Consider the following 21826-nt stretch of genomic DNA (forward strand, 5'->3'; position numbering starts at 1 on the left):
GTCACCTGCGACGGTAACGGAAATACACAGCCTCGCTCAACCTGCCCCGATGGCCAGTTCGGATCGACTGCCTTACGTGCGGCTACAAGCCTGCTGCCATCGATGTCTCACGATTTGGCGGGCGTAGCGGCCTGGAGCTTAGTGGCCGACACCACACTGCAATTTTCCGGCTCCGGTTTCGATTTGCAGATGGAAGCTCCCGTCAGTTCATCCGCCGATTGAGATCCGGTCGTCAGCCCGATTCTCAGAGCCGTGCTCGGATCAAGCACCCGTTGGCTCGAATTAAGCCGTATCGCGGCAAACAGGCCAGGCCCAACAGCCATGTCTTCGAGGTAGGCCCCGACCTTCTCCTCCATTCCTAGGGATTGCACGCCTAGGCCGGCGCGAGGGCCGACAAGACGCCTGACACCGCCTGCAAGCAGGATCGGACAGGCCGCATCGCATTCGCCCAACTCATCATTCGTGAGTCCGACATAAGCGCCACCCTCGGCCACGCAACCCGCCTTCTCCGGTCCACATCCGATGAAATCCGTCCGTGCCACGGCCACGTCGAGCTTACGTTCGCGGATCAGTCTTCCGGCGGCCATGGCGCCAGGCAGGTCGCCTCCGGGCGAGTTCAGCACGACAGGCAGTCGCCGACCCCCGATTGTATCAAGCAGTTGCCGCAGTTTGTCCGGTGTCTGCGTGGTAATCGTGCCTTCCGCGGAGATCCATTCGGGGCAATCAGGGTCGCAGAGCAGGTTCTTGCCTCGAACAAGCACGAAGCGCATCTCGGCGCCATCGACCTTATGGATGGCCACGGGCTCGGCCGGTGCGGTAGCGGCAGGCTTGGCTTCAGCTGCCACCACATTGGCAGGCTGGGGCGCTTTCTGTGCCGACACCGGCACTTCCCTGCAATTCGCTGGCACCGGATTGTCCTTGCATACGCTTGCCCAGGTCAGCCGGTCTACCGAATCCGGGCTGGTAACGAGGGTCATCTGAAGCATGTCCTGCGGAGCCAGCCGGTGGATGGAACTGGCCGGCGTGTCCTTCATCGTCTCCAGCACGAGTTGGCCGACGCCCATCTCCTTCAGATAGGCCGCCAGCTTTTTCTCCTCCACCTTGCTCATCTCGTAGGTCTTGTAGGAGCCAGCGTTCTTCCTGCTGACGATTTTTGTACTGAGGATCTTCTTCCTGCCGCTAACGACGCGATAGGTCGTCCGGTACTGGAGTTTTGTCCGGGTAAAGGTCGTGGTGATCTGATGGACGCCCAGATAGGCCCATTCGCCGACGAAACGCCGGATGCCACCGGCAAGCATCAACGGGCAGGCGGAATTGCAGAAGGCGCCGTAGACGTATGCAGTGCCGAAATAGCGGGCGCCCTTCCCGTCATTCGGCTTGCAATTCTCATCAACGGGCAGACAGCCGCTGAACCTGGTCTTTCCAACACCGATGTCGAGCTTGTTCTGCCGGATCATTCGACCAAGGATCAACGCCGCGTCGACACTACCGCCGGGAGACGTGACAACGATCGGCAGCTTTCGTGCGCCAAGGGTCTTCAGCATACGTTTGAACAGCGCCGGGGTGTCGTGCCCTATCGTGCCCTGGGCCGATATCCATTCGGGACAGGTCGGCTCACAACCCGACGCATCGCTGCGGACAATCATGAACCGCATCGGCGGGCCAAGATCCGCCACGGGCGCGGTCTGTGCGGCCAAGGCGGCGTTGCCCATTGCAAGCAACATCACCAGGAAAACAAACGCTGGCGACCACCAAGGCCGGTCGTGCAAACGGTGCCGTGGAACCACTTGTGCAAGCCCCCGAGATACAACCCATACTAGCTGCGACGCAGGTGGTTGCAACAGGTCTTTGCGATCCGCACTTCGGCCCGTGAAGAAGAAAAAGGGCGGCCCGAGGACCGCCCTTTCGCATTCGATCCGGCTGATGCCGGCGTCGATCACTCCTTGATGGTGACGACGATGCCGGCACCGACGGTGCGGCCGCCTTCACGGATAGCGAAGCGCAGCTTCTCTTCCATGGCGATCGGCACGATCAGCTCGACATCGACCGTGATGTTGTCGCCGGGCATCACCATCTCGGTGCCTTCCGGCAGCGACACGATACCGGTCACGTCCGTCGTGCGGAAATAGAACTGCGGACGGTAGTTGGTGAAGAACGGCGTGTGACGGCCACCTTCGTCCTTGGTCAGGATGTAGGCTTCGGCCACGAACTTCTTGTGCGGCTTCACAGTGCCGGGCTTCGCCAGAACCTGGCCACGCTCGACGCCTTCACGATCAACGCCGCGCAGCAGCGCGCCGATGTTGTCGCCAGCCTGGCCCTGGTCGAGCAGCTTGCGGAACATTTCAACGCCCGTGCAGGTCGTCTTGGTCGTCGGACGGATGCCGATGATCTCGAGTTCCTCGCCGACCTTGACAATGCCGCGCTCGACGCGACCGGTCACAACCGTGCCGCGGCCCGAGATCGAGAACACGTCTTCGATCGGCATCAGGAACGGCTTGTCGAGCGGACGAACCGGCGTCGGGATGTAGGCGTCGACCGCCGCCATCAGCTCGCGGATCGCGTCCTCGCCGATCGTCTTGTTCGAATCTTCAAGAGCGGCAAGCGCCGAACCCTTGACGATCGGAATGTCGTCGCCGGGGAACTCGTTCTTCGACAGCAGTTCGCGAACCTCGAGCTCAACCAGTTCGAGCAACTCGGCGTCGTCGACCTGGTCGACCTTGTTCAGGAACACAACGATCGACGGCACGCCGACCTGACGGGCGAGCAGGATGTGCTCGCGGGTCTGCGGCATCGGGCCGTCGGCGGCCGAAACAACCAGGATCGCGCCGTCCATCTGCGCCGCGCCGGTGATCATGTTCTTCACATAGTCGGCGTGGCCGGGGCAGTCGACGTGAGCATAGTGGCGGGCAGCCGTCTCGTATTCGACATGCGCCGTCGAGATGGTGATGCCGCGTGCCTTCTCTTCGGGCGCCGCATCAATCTGGTCATAGCGCTTGTATTCGCCAAAATACTTGGTGATCGCAGCCGTCAGCGACGTCTTGCCATGATCGACGTGGCCAATCGTGCCAATGTTCACATGAGGCTTATTACGCTCGAATTTACCTTTTGCCATAGTCTCTTTCCTTGGACGGCCTGGACCTTCAGTTCAGTCGAATGCGGGGCGATTAGCGACAAAGGCCAAAAAACACAAGCGTCTTTTGGCTGGGCGCTGTCTCACTCGGCCTGAACCTCGGATCCGATTTCGGGATGTGATGCGTATATAGGAACGCGCGCGCCGAAATCAAATGGCGGCAAAGGGGTTGGCCAGATGGTCCTTAAGCAGGACCGGCAACCGATATTTGACCCATTGCAGCAGCGGCCCGGCTCTGATTTTCTGACGCGATGCATTCCATCCCAATCACCATTCGCGGCCCGCTGTTCATGATCGTTGCGACCGGGTCGTACCTAGTCAACGACACGATGATGAAGCTCGCCACGGCAGGGCTGCCGTCCTACGAAGTCTTGTTTCTGCGCGGAGCGGCGGCAACGCTCTGGGGCATTCCGCTGCTGTTCCTGCTGGGTCAGGGCAAGCAGATTCCGCTGATCCTCGACAGACGGGTTCTGCAGCGAAACCTGCTCGAGCTGGCAGCGATCCTTTGCTACGTGGTGGCGCTCGCCAATATGCAGATCGCCGATTCCACCGCCCTCGGCCAGATCACGCCCCTGCTGATGCTTGTCGGCTCCTCGATCCTGTTTGGCGAGCGGATCGGCGGGCAACGCATGGCACTGATCGGGCTCGGCTTCATCGGTGCGCTGATGGTGGCACAACCGACCATGGAGGGCATTTCGGTCTACGCCTTGCTGGCGCTGGGCAACGCGGCGCTGTCGGCCGCGCGTGATCTCGCCGGCAGGCGGGTCCCGGCAGAGGTGCCAGGGATGATCGTGGCGATTTCGGCCGTTGTTGTGGTGCTGATCGGCGCGGGTGCCGCGCATCTGGTTTCCGAGCACTGGGTCATGCCAGAGATGCGCCATCTGGTGTTGATGGCCGGCGCCGGGTTCTTCCTGATCTTCGGCCACTTCTTCATCTTCATGGCCTATCGCGTGGGGCCGACGAGCGCGGTGGCGCCGTTCTACTACTGCTTCACCGTCTGGGCGGTCATTTCGGGCCTGCTGGTGTTCGGCCAATTCCCCAATGCGCTGGCGGTCTGCGGCATCCTGCTGGTTGTCGGCAGCGGCCTGACGATCGTCACGCTGGATCATCGCAGGCGCCGGTTGACCATCGTGGCCTAGCTGCCGTTAAGCGCGGCTGTGTATAGCCACGCTCGCGGATGGAATGTTGGCCGCCAATAGCTTCAGTCGCCGGCCAGACGAATGCTGCCGGCGACAGTCGAATATCCGAGATAGGCCTGCCTTCGTCTAAAGTGTGCGACTGCCGGCGAACTGGTGATAGGCCCAGAGCACAACCACCGCACCAACCACCGCGACGATCAGGCTGTAGATGTTGAGGCCGGTAACGCCCGACGCGCCAAAGGCACTGAAGATCAGGCCGCCCACAATGGCGCCGACGATGCCGAGCACGATATCCATTATCATGCCCTGGCCGGTCTTGTTGACGATCTTGCTGCCTATGAATCCGGCTATGACGCCGAGAATGATCCAGCTGATGATACCCATTTTTTCCTCTCCATTCCCCCTTAGGAGAGATTTTCATATGATTGTCAAAAGCTCAAGCCAGCTTGAAATTCCGCCCGAATGCGCCATTGTCGAGGATGGGTTGGGCTTGGTTGAGATGGAGGATCCACCATGGGACTTTTTGACAACGCCGTTCCCGGCGGCAATATCGCCAAGCCGCTGATGATCGCGCTTGGCGCTCTGATGGTTGGAAAGATGCTAAGCGGCAGAAGCACCGAACAGCCGCAAAGCCCCGCACCGGCCGGAACAACATCCGCCGACGGCGGCCTGCTTGGCGGACTGGGCGGCCTCCTCGGCAAGCTGACGGACGCCGGCCACGGCAATGTCGCCGACTCATGGGTCGGCACCGGACAGAACCAGCCTATCAATCCCAGCGATCTGGGCAGCGCGCTGGGCCCGCAGGTCATCCACGAAATCGCGCAGCGGACCGGAATGGACGAGCAGGAATTGCTCAAGCAATTGTCCGCTGCCTTGCCGGGCGTCGTTGACAAGCTGACGCCTGGCGGACAGGTGCCGCCACAACATCAGGTCGCTTCCCTGTTCAACAGCTAAGCGTCGCACATCCACGTGGATATGCAAAAGACGTTCTTGAACTGTTGAAATTGCTGTCCGAAAGCGGGGCTGCTTTTCGGGGCGATGAAAGCATGCCGCCATTCATGGAAGCGCGCTGTCCCTGAACACGGCGCGTGCAAGCAGCTTTTGCGCGTCTGGCGCAAGAAACCATACAGGGAATGCCGACTGGCGTTCGCCTAAACGTTACAGCTTGATGGCGTGAAATTTTGGAGCGGGTAGCGGGAATCGAACCCGCACCGGGAGCTTGGAAGGCTCTTGTGATACCATTTCACCATACCCGCGTATGACCCCCTAGCTAGTCGACGATGTTGCCAAGGTCAAGCAGGGTCGATCCGACATCCCCTTGTTGATGCGCCAAGGCGAGATGCCGCAACTGCCTAGCCGCCCGCCCGCATATGGTTTGCCGCCGCCCTATCACACGTGCACCACCAAGGATCCCAGGCTAGCGTCGCTTGATGAAGCGCGGCCTTTCAATTTTCAATGTCAATTAATAAATTTACGTATGCAATGATTTACTGATACGCGTTAAAAGTGACAAAGTTTTCTGTAAAATTTCGCCTTGCGGTTGCGCGCTGGCGAGACGTATGTAGCTGGCGGGGCAGCGCTAACGGACAGCCAGGAACCGGAAGTCCATGATGCGAGGGATCGAATGCCGATGACGCACAAGACGATGGAGGAGTTTGCCCGTTCCTGCGGCGTCTCCCGGCCAACCCTTTCAAAGTATTTCGATGATCCGACCAGCATCAAGCCTGCCACACGGCATCGGATCGAGGTTGCGCTACGCTCGTCCGACTACCAGCCCAATCTGTTTGCCCGGAACCTGAACCGCAAGCGAACCCGCAGCATCGGCATCATGGTGCCAACGGTCGTCGACCCCTTCTATTCGGAGATGGTCAGCCGCATCGAGCTCAGACTGCGCGACGAGGGCTACTGGCCGATCGTGATCTCCTCGCACGGCTCGCGAGAACTCGAAGTCGAGGCAACGCGGACCATCCTGTCACTGAAGGTTTCCGGCGCCCTGATCGCGCCGCTCGGCGTGCGCTCGGACCACCGCACGCTGGAAAAGCTGACGCAGGCCATACCGGTCGTCTATTTCGACACTTATCTCGAAGGCGGAACGCCGTTCGTCGGCAACAACAACAGCCAGAGCGTCTCGACAATCGTCGACTATCTCTGCCGCTCCGGCGACGCGCCGATCTATTTCGATATTCCGCACGTCAACCATAACTCTCCCGAGCGACTGAACAGCTATATGAGTTCCATGAAGCGGCTCGGGCAGGAGCCCGTCGTCATCGGCAATACCGACGACTACACGTGGGACTTCGAGCGGATCGGCTACGAACAGATGGAAAAAATGCTGGGCAATGGCGGCCTGCCGGGCAAGACCATTCTGTGCAACAACGACCGTCTCGCTTTCGGCGTGATGGCGGCCGCCTACTCCCATGGCCTCAAGGTCGGGCGCAAAAGCGATTGCGACCTGCGCGTGGCGGCGCATGACGACCATCCGCTGAGTCGCTACACATGCCCGGCGCTGACCACAATGGCCCAGGATTTCGCCTCGATGGCCGGGCGCAGCGTGGAAACGCTGCTGGCCCTGCTGAACGAGGATGGGACGGCGGTCGCACCGAAGGTCAATCTCGACTCGACACTGGTCATGCGTCAGTCGGCCTGACGCCCGAAAGCCGGATCGAAGGCGCGCCATGCGGCAACGGCGGCGGTCACCGCCTCGCGCGCCGCAGGACCATGGCGTCCCATCGAGACGAAGCCGTGGATCTGGCCGGGCCAGCGCCTGACGACAACGGGCACCTCGGCCTCCTCCAGACGCTTTGCATAAGCCTCGCCTTCATCGGCAAGGATGTCATGACCGGCGATCGCGACAAAAGCCGGCGCGACGCCGGCAAGACTGGCAGCCCTCAGCGGCGAAACGCGCCAATCCTGGATATCCGAGAGATCGCGAATATAGTGATCGCGAAACCAGGCCATTGTCGACGCCGTCAGACCGAAACCGTCGGCAAAGCGACGGTAACTGTCGGCTGTCTGGGAAGCATCCGTGTTGGGATAGAACAGGAGTTGCGCGGTTGGCGGGCTCTTTTCCTCACGGCAGAGAAGGCAAAGTACCGTGGCGAGATTGCCGCCGGCGCTGTCGCCGGCGACGGCGATCCGCCCAATGTCGATGCCGAGATCATCAGCGCAGGTCCGCATGAACGATAGCGACGCCCGGCAATCCTCGATGGCGGCGGGGAATTTGTGTTCAGGTGCCAGCCGGTAGTCCGCAGAGACCACAACGCAACCAGCCATTTTGGCAAACCAGCGGCAGATCTCGTCATGCGAATCGAGGTTGCCGATCACCCAGCCGCCGCCATGCAGATAGAGCAGTGCGGGGGCGCCGGCCGTGGGCGCCCCCTTCCCGCGATAAATCCGGAGCGGCAGCGACCCTCCGGGCCCCGCAATCGTGCGCTCGGCGAGCGAGGTCACCGGTTCGCGCGCGCCCTGAAGTTCAGGAAATCCCTCGTCATAGGCCCTGCGCGCCTCTTCCGGTGTGCCGGACTCGAACGGCGGCGCGGGCGCTTGCCGGCCGAGTTCGAGGACATGCCGGGCCTCGGGGTCGAGCAGGGATAAAGGCGACGTCGTCATGGAAACCGCCCCTCTCAGGCAAGCAGGCTCGCCGCCTCATCCTCCTGGAGAAGCGGCGGCTGATCGACCGTTCCATTGACCGCGACGGATTCACGGTGTTCGCCCGAGGCCAGAATTGCCTCCATGATCTCAAGCACATGAAGGGCGAGATCGCCGGATGCGCGCGGCTTTCTTCCGGTCTTCAGTGCGCGCGCAAGATCGGCGACGCCGAGCATGCGGTAATTGGCGCGATCGGGCGCGGCGTAGGGCCAGTTAACAGCGCCGTAGAGTTCGCTTTCGCTTCGGAACTCCGTCCATTCGGCGCCACGCTCCGACAGCGAAATCGTGCCGCCGAACGTATCCGGGTCGGGCAGCCTGAGCGAACCTTCCGTGCCGTGAAGCTCGATCGGATGATTGGAATGCTTGAACACATCCCAGGAAGCGCCGAAGGTGACTGTGGCGCCGGAGCGGAACTCCAGCAGCGACAGGATGTTCGTCGGCGTGCCGACCTTGAAAGTGGTGTTATTGAAAGGACCTTCGGCGGTGATCAGGCGCTCTTCCTGGCCGCGCGTCGCCATCGCCATGACGCGAGCCACCGGCCCAAGCAGATTGACGAGCATCGTCAGATAGTAAGGGCCCATGTCGAAGACCGGCCCACCGCCCGGCTGGTAGTAGAATTGCGGATTGGGATGCCAATGCTCCATGCCGCGCCCCATCATGAAGGCTGTTCCGGTCACCGCGCGACCGATCGCGCCTTCTTCCACGAACCGGCGCGCGCGCCGGCCGGCGGCGCCAAGGAACGTGTCTGGTGCGGAGCCCAGCAGCAGGCCGCGCTGTGCGGCCTCGGCGACAAGGCGGCGTCCGTCGCTGGCCGAAGTCGCCAGTGGTTTTTCGGTGAAGACATGCTTTCCGGCCGAAAGCGCTGAAACCGAAACGTCGAAATGCGCCGACGGGATGGTCAGGTTGAGGACAAGGTCGACCTCAGGATCAGCCAGAAGCGCATCCACGCTGACGGCACGGATGCCATATTCGCTGGCACGCAAGGCTGCCAGTTCCGTGGAAATGTCGGCGCATGCCCGCAATTCCACACCGGCGAAGAGCGCCGCATTGCGCAGATAGGTCATCGATATGTTGCCGCAGCCGATGACGCCGATGCCGAGCTTGTCCTTTGAATTCGCGGGCATTTCTATCCTACCTCCCAAACGTCCTGATGCCTTGTCCGAGCCTCTGCACAAGCAGCAGGCCTTGCTCGAAAGCCGCTATACAGCATTTTAAATCTTGACGCGCGTAAAATTTTTATAGAACATGCGAACATGCTGGCGCACAATATCGGGAGGTTGCCAGCCCAAGGAGGAGAAAATGACTGACATGAAAAAAGGGCCGGTTTCCGGCTCGAAGCCTGCTGCTCACGTCACGATCGCGGACCGCAGGCAGTTTCTCATTGGAAGTGCCGGCCTCTTGGGCGCGGCAACTCTTGGCATGGCCACGGGACTGGGAGTTCGCAAGGCTCGCGCCCAGTCGCGCGCCGAAATCAGTTTTGCCAGCGCCGCCTTCTTCGGCAAGGAAACCTTTGGCGATCTGATCAAGGCCTTCAACGAATCGCAGGACCGCGTTCTCGTCAAGAACATCGAACTCCCGCCACCAAGCTCCTCTACCGAGGTTTATCAGGGCCTCGTCCAGCAGTTGGCCCGCCGCAACGGTACGCCCGACGTGTTCAGCCAGGACGTGATCTGGATCGCCGGCTTTGCCGCGGCAGGCTGGGCACTGCCGCTCGACCAGTATTTTCCAGCCGACAAGCGGAGCGCTTACTTCGAGGGAACCCTCAACGCCTGCACCTATGGCGGCAAGCTCACCGCCCTGCCCTGGTTCATGGATTCGGGCATGTTCTATTACCGCAAGGACGTGCTGGAGAAGCATGGCGGCAAGGTGCCGGACAACTGGGCGGACATGGCCACCATCGCCGCCGCCGCGCAGAAGGCCGGCGATATCGACTTCGGCTATCTCTGGCAGGGCAAGCAGGCCGAGGTCCTGGTCTGCGACGCGGTCGAGATCATCACCTCCAACAATGGCGCCATCCTTGCGCCGGACGGCAAATCGTCGCTGATCAACCAGAAAGGCGCGGTGGAAGCGATCCAGTTCCTGCACGACACCATTGCAACGACGAAGATCAGCCCGCAGGATGTGCTGTCCTGGGATGAAGAGCCGTCGCGCCAACCGTTCACCTCAGGCAAGGCGATGTTCATGCGCAACTGGTCCTACGTCTACCCGATCGCCCAGGATGCCAAGGCATCGCAGGTTGTCGACAAGGTTGGCGTCGCGCCACTGCCGTCGTTCCCGGGCGGCAAGAGCTCGGCCTGCCTCGGCGGCTACCAGCTCGGCGTCAACGCCAACTCCAAGCAGCGTGAAGCCGCGATAGAACTGCTCACCTGGCTGTCGTCGAGCGAGACCCAGCACCGCATCGCCTTGAACTTCGGCCTTGCGCCGACACGCCCGGCGCTTTTCCAGGACGAGAAGATCAAGGCCGAGCAGCCATTCATGGCGAGCCTCGAAAAGGTGTTCACCGGCGCCACCGCACGGCCGATAACACCCGAATACGCCAAGGTGACGCTTGCCTTGCAGTCGGGCATCTCCAAGGCGCTGGTCTCGGGCAACGTCCAGGCCGAGATGGATGCGCTGGCCGCGCAAATCAACAAGATTGTCGGCTGAACCCATGTCCGCGGCGGTTGATGTTTCTGGCACCGGCCGGCCGCGGAGGTTTGGCAAGGCGCTTCCGGGCACCCTCTGGGCCCTGCTCCTGCTGACGCCGGCATTGGTGTCGCTGGCGTCGGTGTCCTTCTATCCGATCGTCAACGGGCTCTATCTCTCGCTCACCAACACGTCGCTGATCACCCAGGAGCACGAGTTCTCGGGCTTTGCCAACTATGTGCAGCTGTGGGGCGACGCACAGTTCTGGAATGCATGGTGGCACACCATGTGGTTCACCCTGGCGTCGACGACATTGGAAACAGTGATCGGCCTCGGTATGGCGCTCATCCTGTGTGAGGCCTTCAAGGGCCGCGGCCTGGTTCGCGCCGCCATGCTGGTGCCCTGGGCGATGCCCACCGTCGTCACGTCCAAGATGTTCGGCTGGCTGTTCGACGGCCAGAACGGCATCATCAACTACATCCTGCTGCACGCCGGACTGATCGACCAGAACGTCAACTGGTATGGCTCCACGCAAACAGCGATGACCACCATCATCATCGCCGATGTCTGGAAGACCACACCATTCATGGCGTTGCTGCTTCTGACCGGCCTGCAGACCGTGCCCAACTCGCTGATCGAGGCGGCGCGCATGGATGGCGCCAAGGGGTGGATCACCTTCTGGTACATCCGCCTGCCGCTGCTGATGCCAACATTACTGATCGCCGGCCTGTTTCGCGCGCTCGATGCCTTTCGCGTCTTCGACCTTGTCTATGTGCTGACCGGAGGCGGCCCCGCCGACTCGACCGAGACGTTGTCCACCCTGTCCTACAAGGTGCTCTTCTCGACATTGCAGTTCGGCTATGGCTCGGCCGTATCGACGGCGATGTTCGTCACCGAGGGCATCATCGCACTGGCATTCTGCCTCTATCTCGTCAGGCAGATCAGGAGAGCGCAATGAACGACACGCGCTCGCCACTGCAGAGCATCGCTATCTATCTCGGTGCCTTGCTGATCCTGATCTGGTCCGCCGGCCCGTTCCTGTGGCAGTTCTCGACGTCGTTCCAGCTCGACAAGGCGCTGACCTCGGGCTCGCCGTCGCTGATCCCCTCGCCATTCACGCTTGAGCACTACTACAACGCCTTCATCGAGAAGCAGCTGCACCGCTATGTCTGGAACTCGCTGGTGGTCTCGCTGGCCACGACGTTCCTGTGTCTCTTCGTTGGCTCGCTGGCCGCCTTCGCGCTGTCGCGGCTCAACATCAAGGGCCGCTTCGGCATCCTGATGGTCATCCTTTCGGTGTCGATGTTCCCGCAGATCGCGCTGGTCGGGCCGCTCTACCTGGTGGCGAGCAATCTCGGCCTGCTCGACACCTACACCGCGCTGATCATCACCTATCTGGCGCTCGGGCTGCCGCTCGTCACCTGGGTTCTGTTCGGCTATTTCGAGACGCTGCCGCGCGAGATCGACGAGGCGGCGCGCATGGACGGCGTCAGCGTTCTGGGCCTGCTCTGGCACATCATCCTGCCGATGTCGTTGCCCAGCCTGGTGACGACCGGCCTGCTCGCCTTCATCACCGCCTGGAACGAATTCCTGTTCGCCCTCGCCTTCACCTCAAACATCGACCACCAGACGATTCCCGTCGGCATCGCCAATTTCACCAACCTCTATTACGTGCCCTGGGGCGACATCGCCGCGGCTTCGGCGGTCGTCACCGTTCCCTTGATCGTGCTGGTACTCTTCTTCCAGCGGCACATCATCGAAGGACTGACGCAGGGCGGCATCAAGGAATGAAAGCATGACCAAGAAAGACCTGAAAGTCGGTTGCCAGACCTTTACCTGGGAGATGCTCGGAGACCATTTTACCGGCGGTCCCGACGATCTCCTGAAGGCGATCGCCAATGGCGGTTACGCCGGCATCGAGATCACCGACACGATGATCGGCCGCTATGCCGACAGGCCCTCGGAATTCGCCGCCGCACTGAAGTCGTCCGGCCTCACCCTCGTCTCCTTCGCCTTCGGCTCCAAGAGCGGCTTTACGCTGAAGGACAGGATCAATGCCGATCTTGAAGCAGCACAACGCTGGATCGATTTCGCGTCCGCATTTCCCGGTGCGCTCGTCTCCATCGGCTCGGCCACTGTCGTGTCCGACGGCCCGCGCGAAGACAAGTTCGCCATCGCGGCCGAGTTCTACAACAGGGCCGGCGAACTGGGGCGCAAGGCGGGCGTCGATGTCGCTGTTCATCCGAGCTCCCATCACAACACGCTACTGTTCGACCGCGCCGACTACGACCGAATTTTCGGGCTGATCGATCCATCGCTGGTCGGCTGGGTGCCGGATACCGGCCACATCCTGCGCGGCCATGCCGACATGGCGGACACGCTCACCACCTACCGCGACCGCATCCGCTACGTGCACCTGAAGGATGTCGATGCCGCTGGCACCTGGGCGATGCTGGGCAAGGGCATCTGCGACACCCCAGCGGTGATCAAGATCGCCGCCGCAGCACCGAACTTCAACGGCTGGCTGGTGCTGGAAGAGGAATCCGAGACAGCGGCCGCCGATCCGGCCGCCGCGGTCAAGACCAACCGACAGGCCATGCGCAACTACGGCGCGTGAGGACGAAGCCATGATCCGGAAACAAGAGCGTCGTCTTCGTGTCGGTGTGCTCGGCTGCGGCCCGATCGCGCAATTCGCCCATCTCGAATCCTGCGTGAAAGCAGGGAATGCGGATCTCTATGCGATCTGTGATGCCGCGCCCGACCTGCTGGCGCGCATGGGTGCGACTTATGAACCGCGGAAGATGTATGGCGACTATGATGCCATGCTGGCCGACCCGGAGCTTGAGGCGGTGATTGTAGCCACCTCGGACGCCTATCACGTTCCGATGTCGATCAAGGCTCTGGAAGCCGGCAAGCATGTGCTGTGCGAAAAGCCGATCGGCGTGTCGGTCGAAGAGGGTCAAAAGCTCGCCGATGCGGTCAAGCGCTCCGGCAAGGTGCTGCAGGTCGGCCACATGAAGCGCTTCGACCCTGCGCTTGAAGCGGCGCGCGATTTCGTGCGCGACGAGATGGGTGAAATCCTGGCGCTCAAGGCCTGGTACTGCGACTCCACTCACCGCTACACCAACACCGACGCGATCCAGCCGCTGCCCGTCACCAGCAAGCTGGCGCGCAAGCCGGCCGGCAATCCAAAGGCTGATCTCAGGCAATATTTCATGCTGGCGCATGGCTCGCATCTAGTCGACACCGCGCGCTTCCTGTGCGGCGAGATCGTCGCGGTCCGTGCCCGCCTCAACGAGCGTTTCGGCGCCTATTGCTGGTTCGTCGAGACGGAATTCGCCAATGGGGCGCTTGGCCATCTCGACCTCACCGTTGCCGTGCGGATGGACTGGCACGAAGGTTTCCAGCTCTATGGTGAGAACGGCTCGGTGATCGCGAAGACCTTCAACCCCTGGTATTTCCGGGCAAGCGAGGTCGACATTTTTCACGAGAAGGACGCGACGTCGCGAAGGCCGCTTGGCGCCGACGGCCATTTCTTCAGGCGGCAGCTCGAAGGCCTCGCCGACACCGTGCTTGACGGCGCGCCGCTGCGTGGCGCCAACGTCGAGGACGGGCTCGCCTCGATCCGAGCCATGGTAGCGATCGCACGTTCGGTCGAGACCGGGCGGCGCGTCGAGATCGCATCCGTGACGGGAGCGGTCTGATGCGGATAGGGGTGTTCGCCAAGACCTTTCCGGGAAGCGAACCGGCCGGCGTGCTGGCGGCGGTCCGCGACGCCGGGTTTGCCGTCACCCAGTTCAATCTCGCCTGCGCCGGGCTGCCATCGATGCCCGATGCGGTTCCAGACGACGCCATCGGCGCCATCGCGGCGGCCGCGAAGTCCTCGGGGATCGCCCTGGTCGCGCTTTCGGGCACCTACAACATGGCCCACCCGGACAAGGCGGTGCGCGACGACGGCCTGCGACGACTTGCCGTGATCATCGAGGCTGCAGCGGCACTTTCCATTCCGCTGGTTACCCTGTGCACGGGAACGCGCAACGCCGACGACCAATGGGCTCATCATCCCGACAACGCCGATCCTTCGGCTTGGGCCGACATGGCGGTGGAAATGGCAAAGGCGCTGGAGTTCGCCGAGCGTCACGGCGTCGATCTCGGCATCGAACCGGAACAGGCCAACATCGTCACGTCGGCTGACGACGCGATGCGTCTCATTGCCGAGATGGGCTCGACACACCTTCGTATCGTGCTCGATCCGGCGAACCTGTTCGAACAGGCGAACGCCGAGCAGGCACGCATCATCGTCGCCGAGGCAGTCGAACGCACGGCCGGTCACGTCGCCATGGCCCATGCCAAGGACCGTTTCGCCGACGGCCGCTTTGCCACCGCTGGCCAGGGCGTCGTCGACTTTGCGGATTTCGTCTCGCGGTTCAAGGCAACCGGCTTCGACGGGCCGCTGGTCACGCACGGACTTTCGGCGGGTGAAGCGCCTGGCGTCGCCCGGTTCCTCAAGGGGCTGGTCTGATGGCACGTGCGGCCACCCTGCTTCGCGACGACGCCGCGCTCCGGATGTCAGATAATGGCGACGGGCTCGCGGTCGTCTTCCAGCACGGCCTTGGCGGCGGCGAGGCGCAGGTCACCCAGACTTTCCCCGGCAACACAGGCTGCCGGCGCATCACGCTGGAATGCCGTGGGCACGGGGCGTCCACGCTTGGCAAAAGCCGCCCGTTTTCCTTCGACATGTTCGCGGGCGATGTTCTTGCCGCAGCCAATCAGGCGGGGGTGGAACGGTTCGTCGCCGGCGGCATCTCCATGGGCGCGGCGATTGCCATGCGCCTTGCCTGCCGTCATCCGGATCGCGTGACCGGCCTCGTGCTCATAAGGCCGGCCTGGACCTTCGACAGCGCGCCAGCGAACATGCTGCCGATCGCCGAGGTCGCGGACCTCATCCTGGATCATGGACCAGAAAGGGCAAAAGCGGTCTTTGCGGAATCGCAAACGGCGGCCCGGTTCAGGCGGGAAGCGCCCGACAATCTCGTCTCGCTGCTGGGTTATTTCGACCGTCCCGATGCCGCGCAATTCGCCGAAGTCCTCGCCGATATCGCTGCCGACGGACCGGGCGTTTCCGCCAACGATGCCGCCGCACTCACCGTTCCGACGCTAATCATCGGCAACGCCCTGGATGCGGTGCATCCGCTGTCGGCCGCACACACGCTGGCCGCTGCCATTCCCGGCGCGGTGTTCGCCGAGGTGTCGTCCAAGTCACTCGACAGCGGCCGGCACTTTGCCGAGCTGCATACGCAAATCACATCGTTCCTACACGTCCACTTCAACATTCGGAGCCTTCTTCCGTCATGACGACCAAATCCCTGTCCGGCCGCGCCGCCATCGCCGCCTTGCCGCGCAACCGGCTGCTCGGCGAATTTTCGCTGTGGTCAGCCGATCTCGCCAATATGGAGCGTGATCTCAACCGCATAGATCCCTTCGTCGACCTGCATCACATCGACGTCGCCGATGCCCGTTTCACGCCCGGCTTCCTGTTCTTTCCAGACCTGGTTGCGCGGATCGCCAAGCTCACCGCAAGGCCAATCCACGTGCATCTGATGGTCGAGGCGGAAATCGTCGAGGAACAGACGCGCCAGTTCATCGAAGCCGGCGCCGACCTTATCAGTGTCCATGCAGAGAACGCTGAAGCCGGCCTGCGCGCCGTGCGGCTGGCGCACGAGCTCGGCGCCGAGGCCGGCGTCGTGCTCAGGCTCGAAACGGCGGTTGCCGCGGTCACGCCTTTCCTGCCCGAGGTGGCTTTCGTGACACTTCTGGGCACCTCCATCGGCGTCAAGGGTCAAAGCCTTTCGGAGCAGGCCTGCCCTCGGCTGATCGAGGCACGCGCCTTGATGAAAAAGGCCGGACGCGAAGCCGACATTGTCCTGGCGGCGGATGGCGGCATCCGTCATGAAACCGTGCCGCGCCTGCGCGCAGCCGGTGCAGAGACCGTGGTGCTCGGTTCGCTGGCATTCGGCGACCCCGACCTTTCTGAGCGTATGGCCTGGCTGCACGGGCTGAAGGTCGCTGCCTGATGGCAAACAAGGTCGCCCTCGCCTTTGATCTCGGCGGAACCGAGTTGCGCGGCGCGCTGGTCGAGAGTGGCGGCCGCGTCGTTGCCCATGCATCGGCGCCGACGATGGCGATCGCGGGATCGGAAGCCGTGATCGGCCAGATCATCACGCTGGCGGCCGACATTCTGGCACAGCGGCCGCAGACGGAGGTTGTTGGCATTGGCGTCGGCGCCCCGGGACCACTCGATCCCAAGGCCGGAATTGTCATCGCTCCGCCGACCCTGGCCGGCTGGCACGATGTGCCGCTGATCGACATTCTCGGCAAGCATTTCGGCCTGCCGGTGCGGCTCGAAAACGATGCCAACGCGGCAGCCCTTGGCGAATGGCGCTTCGGCGCCGGCCGTGGCACCGGATCGATGGTGTTCGTCACCGTATCCACCGGCATCGGCGGCGGCGTGGTTGCCGAAGGCCATATCTACCACGGGCGCCGCGGGCTCGCCGCCGAGATCGGCCACATGACGATCACCGGCGAAGGCGAGCGCTGTTTTTGTGGCGCCATAGGCTGCTTCGAGGCGGTTGCCTCGGGAACGGCATTGGGGCGACGCGCCACGGCACTGACGGCACCAGGAGACGGCTCGACGCTGAGGCGCCTTTCAGCCAATGGCGATGTTTCGGCCAAGCATGCCGTCGAGGCCGCGCGTGCCGGCGACGGGCGCGCGCTTGAATTGCTGGAGGCGGAAGCGAAGTGGCTGGGCATCGGTTTCACCAATCTGCTTCACCTCTATTCGCCGGATCTGATCGTGATGGGCGGTGGCCTCGCCAACGGCTTCGACCTTCTGGCTCCCATGATCCGGACGACGGTCGAGCAACGGGCCATGCCCGCCTATCGCGACGTACCGATCGTGCGGGCAGAGCTTGGCGCTCGCGCCGGACTGATCGGCGCGGCCAGCCTGATCCTCTGGGAGGGGGAAGCGGGCGCACCGCTCGCCATGACGCACGACGAAAACAACGATGGCACGCCCGAACGTGCCGACAGGGAGGCAAGCCATGGCTGAGCTCAAGCTGCGCGGCGTGCGCAAATCCTACGGGTCGGTTGAAGTCATCAAAGGCATTGACCTGGATGTCGAGGACCGCGAGTTCGTGGTGTTCGTCGGCCCTTCCGGTTGCGGCAAGTCCACGCTGTTGCGCATGATCGCCGGTCTCGAAAAAATTCCGCATGGCGACCTTCTCATCGACGGCGTCCGCTCCAACGACATCGATCCTTCCGAGCGCGGGCTGGCCATGGTGTTCCAGTCCTACGCGCTCTATCCGCACATGACTGTCGCCGACAATATGGGCTTTGCGCTAAAGATCGCCGGCATTGCCGCCAGCGAGAAGGAACGCAAGGTGAAGGAGGCCGCCGAGGTGCTGCAGCTTTCGCACCTCCTCGAACGCCGACCGAAGGAGCTTTCGGGCGGCCAGCGCCAGCGCGTTGCCATCGGCCGTGCCATCGTGCGCAACCCAAAGGTGTTCCTGTTCGACGAACCGCTGTCCAACCTCGACGCGGCGCTGCGCGTCAGCATGCGGCTCGAATTGATGCGGCTGCACGAACAGCTTGCCGCGACGATGATCTATGTCACCCACGACCAGACCGAAGCCATGACCATGGCCGACAAGATCGTGGTGCTGAACGGCGGACACATCGAGCAGGTCGGCTCGCCGCTCGACCTCTACAACCGGCCGGCGAACATCTTTGTCGCCGGCTTCATCGGCTCGCCGAAGATGAACTTGCTGAAGCTGAAGGTCGCATCGACCGGTCCCGGCGGTGTAACCGTGAACTTGCCGGACGGGCAGGTGCTGACCGTTCCGGTTCAAGCCGGCGCGACCAGATCCGGCGACGAGGTGCTGCTTGGCATGCGTCCTGAACATCTCAGCGTCTCAGCCGAAGGACAGTTCCGCGGACAAGCCGTGCTGGCCGAGCGGCTGGGCAGCCTGACCATCCTGCATGTGGAAATCGCTCCGAACCTGACACTGGTGGTTCAGGCCGAGGGCGGCGATACGACGCCGCTGCACAAGCCAATCAGCCTCGAAATGTCTCCAGCCGCCTGCCATCTGTTTCGAACGGACGGCCCAGCTCTTGCGCCGCTTCGCTTGAACTGAGCAGCGAGCCCACAACCCGCTTCACCCAAGCCGATGATTCAAGCCGACGTGCTGCGTTGCAGCACATCAAAAACCGCTGCACACCATTTTAAATCTTGACGCGTGTTAAATTTTTCTGAAACATGCGGAAATGCTGGCAAGGCACTGGCCGGCGCTCTGGGAGGAGAAATGCCTGATATCAAGAGGCCCGAAGCGGGCTTGAAACCGGCAAGTCATATGACTGTCGCTGCCCTAACGACGGCCTGTCATCACTGGCTGGATTCGCGCCGCAACGTCCGGCGCAGGCCTTTCCTTTGCCTGAGACCGATCAACGAGACACAATCAACAACGGGAGGAAGAACTATGCGCTTGTTCAATTGTCTGGCGGTGAGCGCCAGTCTGTTTGCGATGACGGCTTCAGGGCCGGCATTCGCCGAAGACGCAGCGAAAGTCGCGGCCATCGTCAAGGGGCTCGACAACCCGTTCTTCCAAACCATGCAGAAGGGTATCGAGGAGCAAGCCAAGGCCAACGGCGTCAATGTCACCGTACAGGCCGCCGCCAATATGGGCGACGCCACGGGACAGGCCGACCGCCTGACAGCCATGGCCATGCAGGATTTCGATTGCTACCTGGTCAATCCGATCAGCGTCTCCAACCTCGTCCAGGCGCTGGTGCCCGTCGCGCAGAAGAAGAAGCCGATCGTCAACATCGACAGCACCATCGACGCCTCGCAGGCCAAGGCCGCCGGCTTCGCCGTCTCGACCTATATCGGCACCGACAATGTTGCCGCCGGTGCACTGGCCGGCGAAGAAATGCTGAAGCTGGTGCCGAAGGGCTCCAAGGTCGCTATCATTGCGGGCATCGTCGGCGATGTCGGCAGCAACGCTCGCATCAAGGGCTTCAAGCAGGCCGTTGAAGGCAAGCTCGAAGTCGTGGTGATGGTCAGCGCCGACTGGGATCGCGAGAAGGCACTGACCGCCGCCACTGACATCCTCGCCGCGCATCCGGACCTCACTGGATTCTTCGCCGCCAACGACATCATGGCGCTCGGCGTCGAACGCGCAGTGCGGACCTCCGGCAAGGACGTCAAGGTGATCGGCCTCGACGGCATCGTCGACGCACTGAAATCGATTGCCGCTGGCGAACTCTCCGCCACCGTCGCGCAATATCCCTATGTCGTCGGCGCCATGGGCGTCGAGGCCTGCGCCGTGGCCGCCAAGGGCAAGGAATTGCCCGCCAACGTGCCGGCCCCGGTGCTGCTGATCAACAAGGACAATGCGGACGCTTCATTGAAGAACTTTCCGCGTCCTGGCGGCGACTATCCCGATCCCTTCCGCGAGATGTTGAAGTGAGCACTCCTTCAGATAACGCGCCCGCCGCCCATTCGGCGGGCGCGGAGGAGAGTCGTCCCTCCCTTGCGGCTCTCCTCCTCGATCCCTCCTTCTGGGCCGACTGGGCATCCGTCGTCGGCCTCGTTGGCCTCGTCATCGTGTTCGGCATTGCCCAGCCGGTCTTTCTCAGCGTCGCCAATCTGCAGGCGCTGTTGCTGGCAGCGGCGATCCTCGTCGTTCTCTCCATCGGCCAGACCTTCGTCGTGGCGACGTCCGGCATTGATCTTTCGATGGCCGCCTCCGTCATGCTGGGCGCTGTCATCCTCGGGCTCGTGAACGCTGCCGGCTGGGGTATCCTCCTCGCCTGCGTGGCTGCGGTCCTCGCCACCAGCGCGGTTGGATTCCTCAACGGCGTCATCATCACAGCCGGGAAAATACCCGACTTCGTGGTGACGCTCGGCACGCTGTCGGCGATCACCGGGCTCGGCCTTATCCTGTCGGGCGGTGAACCAACCATGGTCGGTTCGACCTTCCTGCTGAAGCTGGCGTCCGGTTCCTTCGGTCCGTTCGGCTATCCGGTCTGGGTGGCGATATCAGCCGTCATCGTGGCGCATATCGTGCTCTACCATACGCGCTTCGGCGTCCATCTGCTGGCGACCGGCGGCCAGACCGAAAGCGCCGGCGCACTGGGCATCCGCACAAACCGGGTCAAGATCGCCGCCTATACGATCTCTGGCCTCTGCGCCGGCATCGCTGCGGTGCTCCTAGTGGCACGCATCGGTTCGGCCGAACCCCTGATCAACACCAGCCTGCTCTTGAATTCGGTGGCGGCGGTGGTGCTGGGTGGCGTCAGCCTGTTCGGCGGCCGCGCCAGCATTCTTGGACCAGCCATCGGCGCGCTGATGCTGACCGCCCTCGTCAACGGGCTGACGCTGCTCAGCGTCTCGGCCTTCTACCAACCGCTCGCCGTGGGCGCCATCGTGGTGCTGGCGGCGCTGATCATGCGGTACCAGAAATGAACGCCGTCAATCACATCCCGTCCTCGGAAGCGATCATCGCCTGCGAAGGACTGAGCAAGCATTTCGGCGGCATCCGCGCCTTCACCGACGTCGCCTTCCAGGCCCGTCGCGGCGAAGTTACCGCCGTGATCGGCGACAACGGCGCCGGCAAATCCTCCCTGATCCGCAGCCTGGTCGGCGTGCATCAGCCGGACGCCGGCAACCTCTTCTTCAATGGCCGGCCGCGGCCCTTCGCCAATCCCGACGAGGCGCGCAAGGCCGGCATCGAAACCGTGCACCAGAACCTGGCGCTGATCGACGAACTGACCGTCGCCCAGAACCTCTTCCTCAACCGAGAGATCGTACGCAGGATCGGCCCCTTCGCATTCCTCGACCGCAAGGCGATGAAACGCGAGGCGCGCTCCATGCTGTCGCGCCTGTCGATCAATGTGCCGTCGATCAACCAGCGTGTGCGGCGCCTTTCGGGCGGCCAGAGGCAGGCGATCTCGATCTGCCGCGCCGTCGGTTCCGGCGCCAAGCTGGTGGTGATGGACGAGCCGACGGCAGCACTTGGCGTGCAGGAGACGGCCAACGTCGAGGCCCTGATCCGGCGCCTGCGCGAACAATCGGTCAGCGTCATCCTGGTCAGCCACAATTTCGATCAGGTCCGGCGCCTGTCGGACCAGATCTGGGTGATGCGGGCCGGACGCATGGCCGCGACAGTGCGCGCATCTGAAACAACCGGCAACGAACTCGTTGCCCTCGTCACCGGTGCGGCCTGAC

General features: G+C 62.7%; 21 protein-coding genes and 1 tRNA gene. 16 read left to right on the top strand and 6 right to left on the bottom strand.

All coding sequences use genetic code 11. The features are described 5' to 3' along the window. Window positions 1-107: 107 nt before the first annotated feature. Together LGH82_RS06225 and tuf are read right to left on the bottom strand one after the other, a co-directional pair. Window positions 108-1940 (bottom strand): hypothetical protein, encoded by a 1833-nt coding sequence (locus LGH82_RS06225; protein ID WP_413771428.1) that lies wholly within the window; start codon window positions 1938-1940, stop codon window positions 108-110. Further along, complete coding sequence (gene tuf / locus LGH82_RS06230; RefSeq protein WP_023723394.1) at window positions 1937-3112, bottom strand: elongation factor Tu; 1176 nt, start codon at window positions 3110-3112, stop codon at window positions 1937-1939. The genes LGH82_RS06225 and tuf overlap by 4 nt, the downstream gene beginning before the upstream one ends. Window positions 3113-3381: 269 nt before the next feature. Between tuf and LGH82_RS06235 the strand changes: the two genes are divergently transcribed. Continuing rightward, a complete protein-coding gene (locus LGH82_RS06235; RefSeq protein ID WP_227347696.1) occupies window positions 3382-4269 on the top strand; it encodes a DMT family transporter in 888 nt (295 codons plus the stop codon). A gap of 126 nt (window positions 4270-4395) precedes the next feature. Here the strand turns inward: LGH82_RS06235 and LGH82_RS06240 are convergent, their stop codons facing one another. Then, entirely contained in the window at window positions 4396-4653 is a 258-nt protein-coding gene (locus LGH82_RS06240) for a GlsB/YeaQ/YmgE family stress response membrane protein (RefSeq protein ID WP_227347697.1), read from the bottom strand. A 129-nt stretch (window positions 4654-4782) separates the two neighbouring features. Between LGH82_RS06240 and LGH82_RS06245 the strand changes: the two genes are divergently transcribed. Further along, the gene (locus LGH82_RS06245; protein WP_227347698.1) at window positions 4783-5223 is read left to right on the top strand and encodes a YidB family protein; all 441 of its coding nucleotides are present in this window, start codon (window positions 4783-4785) and stop codon (window positions 5221-5223) included. Window positions 5224-5451: 228 nt separating this feature from the next. On the opposite strand, the gene LGH82_RS06250 is transcribed toward LGH82_RS06245, so the two are convergent. Continuing rightward, window positions 5452-5525 (bottom strand) — tRNA-Gly (locus tag LGH82_RS06250). A 368-nt stretch (window positions 5526-5893) separates the two neighbouring features. Between LGH82_RS06250 and LGH82_RS06255 the strand changes: the two genes are divergently transcribed. Continuing rightward, complete coding sequence (locus LGH82_RS06255) at window positions 5894-6916, top strand: LacI family DNA-binding transcriptional regulator (RefSeq protein WP_227347699.1); 1023 nt, start codon at window positions 5894-5896, stop codon at window positions 6914-6916. Here LGH82_RS06255 and LGH82_RS06260 read toward each other — a convergent pair. Next, window positions 6904-7878, bottom strand: coding sequence for an alpha/beta hydrolase (locus LGH82_RS06260; protein ID WP_227347700.1), 975 nt, complete (start codon window positions 7876-7878; stop codon window positions 6904-6906). The two genes, LGH82_RS06255 and LGH82_RS06260, sit on opposite strands and share 13 nt — an antisense overlap. A 14-nt stretch (window positions 7879-7892) precedes the next feature. Continuing rightward, window positions 7893-9041, bottom strand: a complete 1149-nt coding sequence (locus LGH82_RS06265; RefSeq protein ID WP_227347701.1) for a Gfo/Idh/MocA family protein — start codon at window positions 9039-9041, stop codon at window positions 7893-7895. Window positions 9042-9216: 175 nt separating this feature from the next. On the opposite strand from LGH82_RS06265, the gene LGH82_RS06270 reads away from it, so the two are divergent. From LGH82_RS06270 to LGH82_RS06330, 13 genes are all read left to right on the top strand, one after another. Further along, window positions 9217-10563 (top strand): ABC transporter substrate-binding protein, encoded by a 1347-nt coding sequence (locus tag LGH82_RS06270; protein ID WP_227347702.1) that lies wholly within the window; start codon window positions 9217-9219, stop codon window positions 10561-10563. 4 nt (window positions 10564-10567) lie between these two features. Next, window positions 10568-11500: a carbohydrate ABC transporter permease gene (locus LGH82_RS06275; RefSeq protein WP_227347703.1), complete on the top strand. Its 933-nt coding sequence runs from the start codon at window positions 10568-10570 to the stop codon at window positions 11498-11500. Continuing rightward, on the top strand, window positions 11497-12333 hold the full coding sequence (locus LGH82_RS06280; protein WP_227347704.1) for a carbohydrate ABC transporter permease: 837 nt from the start codon (window positions 11497-11499) through the stop codon (window positions 12331-12333). The genes LGH82_RS06275 and LGH82_RS06280 overlap by 4 nt, the downstream gene beginning before the upstream one ends. 4 nt (window positions 12334-12337) lie before the next feature. Continuing rightward, window positions 12338-13159 (top strand): sugar phosphate isomerase/epimerase family protein, encoded by an 822-nt coding sequence (locus tag LGH82_RS06285; protein WP_227347705.1) that lies wholly within the window; start codon window positions 12338-12340, stop codon window positions 13157-13159. Window positions 13160-13169: 10 nt separating this feature from the next. Further along, entirely contained in the window at window positions 13170-14246 is a 1077-nt protein-coding gene (locus tag LGH82_RS06290; protein ID WP_227347706.1) for a Gfo/Idh/MocA family protein, read from the top strand. Then, window positions 14246-15064 carry a sugar phosphate isomerase/epimerase family protein gene (locus LGH82_RS06295; protein WP_227347707.1) on the top strand — a complete coding sequence of 273 codons (819 nt, stop codon included), beginning with the start codon at window positions 14246-14248 and terminating at the stop codon, window positions 15062-15064. The genes LGH82_RS06290 and LGH82_RS06295 overlap by 1 nt, the downstream gene beginning before the upstream one ends. After that, window positions 15064-15897, top strand: coding sequence for an alpha/beta fold hydrolase (locus tag LGH82_RS06300; protein WP_227347708.1), 834 nt, complete (start codon window positions 15064-15066; stop codon window positions 15895-15897). Before LGH82_RS06295 ends, LGH82_RS06300 begins: the two co-directional genes overlap by 1 nt. Next, a complete protein-coding gene (locus tag LGH82_RS06305; protein ID WP_227347709.1) occupies window positions 15894-16616 on the top strand; it encodes a ribulose-phosphate 3-epimerase in 723 nt (240 codons plus the stop codon). Before LGH82_RS06300 ends, LGH82_RS06305 begins: the two co-directional genes overlap by 4 nt. Further along, entirely contained in the window at window positions 16616-17650 is a 1035-nt protein-coding gene (locus tag LGH82_RS06310; RefSeq protein WP_227347710.1) for an ROK family protein, read from the top strand. Before LGH82_RS06305 ends, LGH82_RS06310 begins: the two co-directional genes overlap by 1 nt. Then, complete coding sequence (locus LGH82_RS06315) at window positions 17643-18734, top strand: ABC transporter ATP-binding protein (RefSeq protein WP_227347711.1); 1092 nt, start codon at window positions 17643-17645, stop codon at window positions 18732-18734. The genes LGH82_RS06310 and LGH82_RS06315 overlap by 8 nt, the downstream gene beginning before the upstream one ends. 342 nt (window positions 18735-19076) lie before the next feature. Next, window positions 19077-20066 (top strand): substrate-binding domain-containing protein, encoded by a 990-nt coding sequence (locus LGH82_RS06320; protein ID WP_227347712.1) that lies wholly within the window; start codon window positions 19077-19079, stop codon window positions 20064-20066. Beyond that, complete coding sequence (locus LGH82_RS06325; RefSeq protein ID WP_227347713.1) at window positions 20063-21064, top strand: ABC transporter permease; 1002 nt, start codon at window positions 20063-20065, stop codon at window positions 21062-21064. The genes LGH82_RS06320 and LGH82_RS06325 overlap by 4 nt, the downstream gene beginning before the upstream one ends. Next, window positions 21061-21825 carry an ATP-binding cassette domain-containing protein gene (locus LGH82_RS06330; protein ID WP_227347714.1) on the top strand — a complete coding sequence of 255 codons (765 nt, stop codon included), beginning with the start codon at window positions 21061-21063 and terminating at the stop codon, window positions 21823-21825. The genes LGH82_RS06325 and LGH82_RS06330 overlap by 4 nt, the downstream gene beginning before the upstream one ends. Window position 21826: the final 1 nt, after the last annotated feature.

This window comes from Mesorhizobium sp. PAMC28654 (assembly GCF_020616515.1).
Lineage (GTDB): Bacteria > Pseudomonadota > Alphaproteobacteria > Rhizobiales > Rhizobiaceae > Mesorhizobium.

Coding starts and splice junctions, on each gene's coding strand:
- LGH82_RS06240 (WP_227347697.1), bottom strand. CDS start 4,653: ATGGGTATCATCAGCTGGATCATTCTCGGCGTCATAGCCGGATTCATA.
- LGH82_RS06280 (WP_227347704.1), top strand. CDS start 11,497: ATGAACGACACGCGCTCGCCACTGCAGAGCATCGCTATCTATCTCGGT.
- LGH82_RS06290 (WP_227347706.1), top strand. CDS start 13,170: ATGATCCGGAAACAAGAGCGTCGTCTTCGTGTCGGTGTGCTCGGCTGC.
- LGH82_RS06275 (WP_227347703.1), top strand. CDS start 10,568: ATGTCCGCGGCGGTTGATGTTTCTGGCACCGGCCGGCCGCGGAGGTTT.
- LGH82_RS06295 (WP_227347707.1), top strand. CDS start 14,246: ATGCGGATAGGGGTGTTCGCCAAGACCTTTCCGGGAAGCGAACCGGCC.
- LGH82_RS06285 (WP_227347705.1), top strand. CDS start 12,338: ATGACCAAGAAAGACCTGAAAGTCGGTTGCCAGACCTTTACCTGGGAG.
- LGH82_RS06245 (WP_227347698.1), top strand. CDS start 4,783: ATGGGACTTTTTGACAACGCCGTTCCCGGCGGCAATATCGCCAAGCCG.
- LGH82_RS06310 (WP_227347710.1), top strand. CDS start 16,616: ATGGCAAACAAGGTCGCCCTCGCCTTTGATCTCGGCGGAACCGAGTTG.
- LGH82_RS06255 (WP_227347699.1), top strand. CDS start 5,894: ATGCCGATGACGCACAAGACGATGGAGGAGTTTGCCCGTTCCTGCGGC.
- LGH82_RS06260 (WP_227347700.1), bottom strand. CDS start 7,878: ATGACGACGTCGCCTTTATCCCTGCTCGACCCCGAGGCCCGGCATGTC.
- LGH82_RS06300 (WP_227347708.1), top strand. CDS start 15,064: ATGGCACGTGCGGCCACCCTGCTTCGCGACGACGCCGCGCTCCGGATG.
- LGH82_RS06320 (WP_227347712.1), top strand. CDS start 19,077: ATGCGCTTGTTCAATTGTCTGGCGGTGAGCGCCAGTCTGTTTGCGATG.
- LGH82_RS06265 (WP_227347701.1), bottom strand. CDS start 9,041: ATGCCCGCGAATTCAAAGGACAAGCTCGGCATCGGCGTCATCGGCTGC.
- LGH82_RS06235 (WP_227347696.1), top strand. CDS start 3,382: ATGCATTCCATCCCAATCACCATTCGCGGCCCGCTGTTCATGATCGTT.
- LGH82_RS06315 (WP_227347711.1), top strand. CDS start 17,643: ATGGCTGAGCTCAAGCTGCGCGGCGTGCGCAAATCCTACGGGTCGGTT.
- LGH82_RS06330 (WP_227347714.1), top strand. CDS start 21,061: ATGAACGCCGTCAATCACATCCCGTCCTCGGAAGCGATCATCGCCTGC.
- tuf (WP_023723394.1), bottom strand. CDS start 3,112: ATGGCAAAAGGTAAATTCGAGCGTAATAAGCCTCATGTGAACATTGGC.
- LGH82_RS06305 (WP_227347709.1), top strand. CDS start 15,894: ATGACGACCAAATCCCTGTCCGGCCGCGCCGCCATCGCCGCCTTGCCG.
- LGH82_RS06270 (WP_227347702.1), top strand. CDS start 9,217: ATGACTGACATGAAAAAAGGGCCGGTTTCCGGCTCGAAGCCTGCTGCT.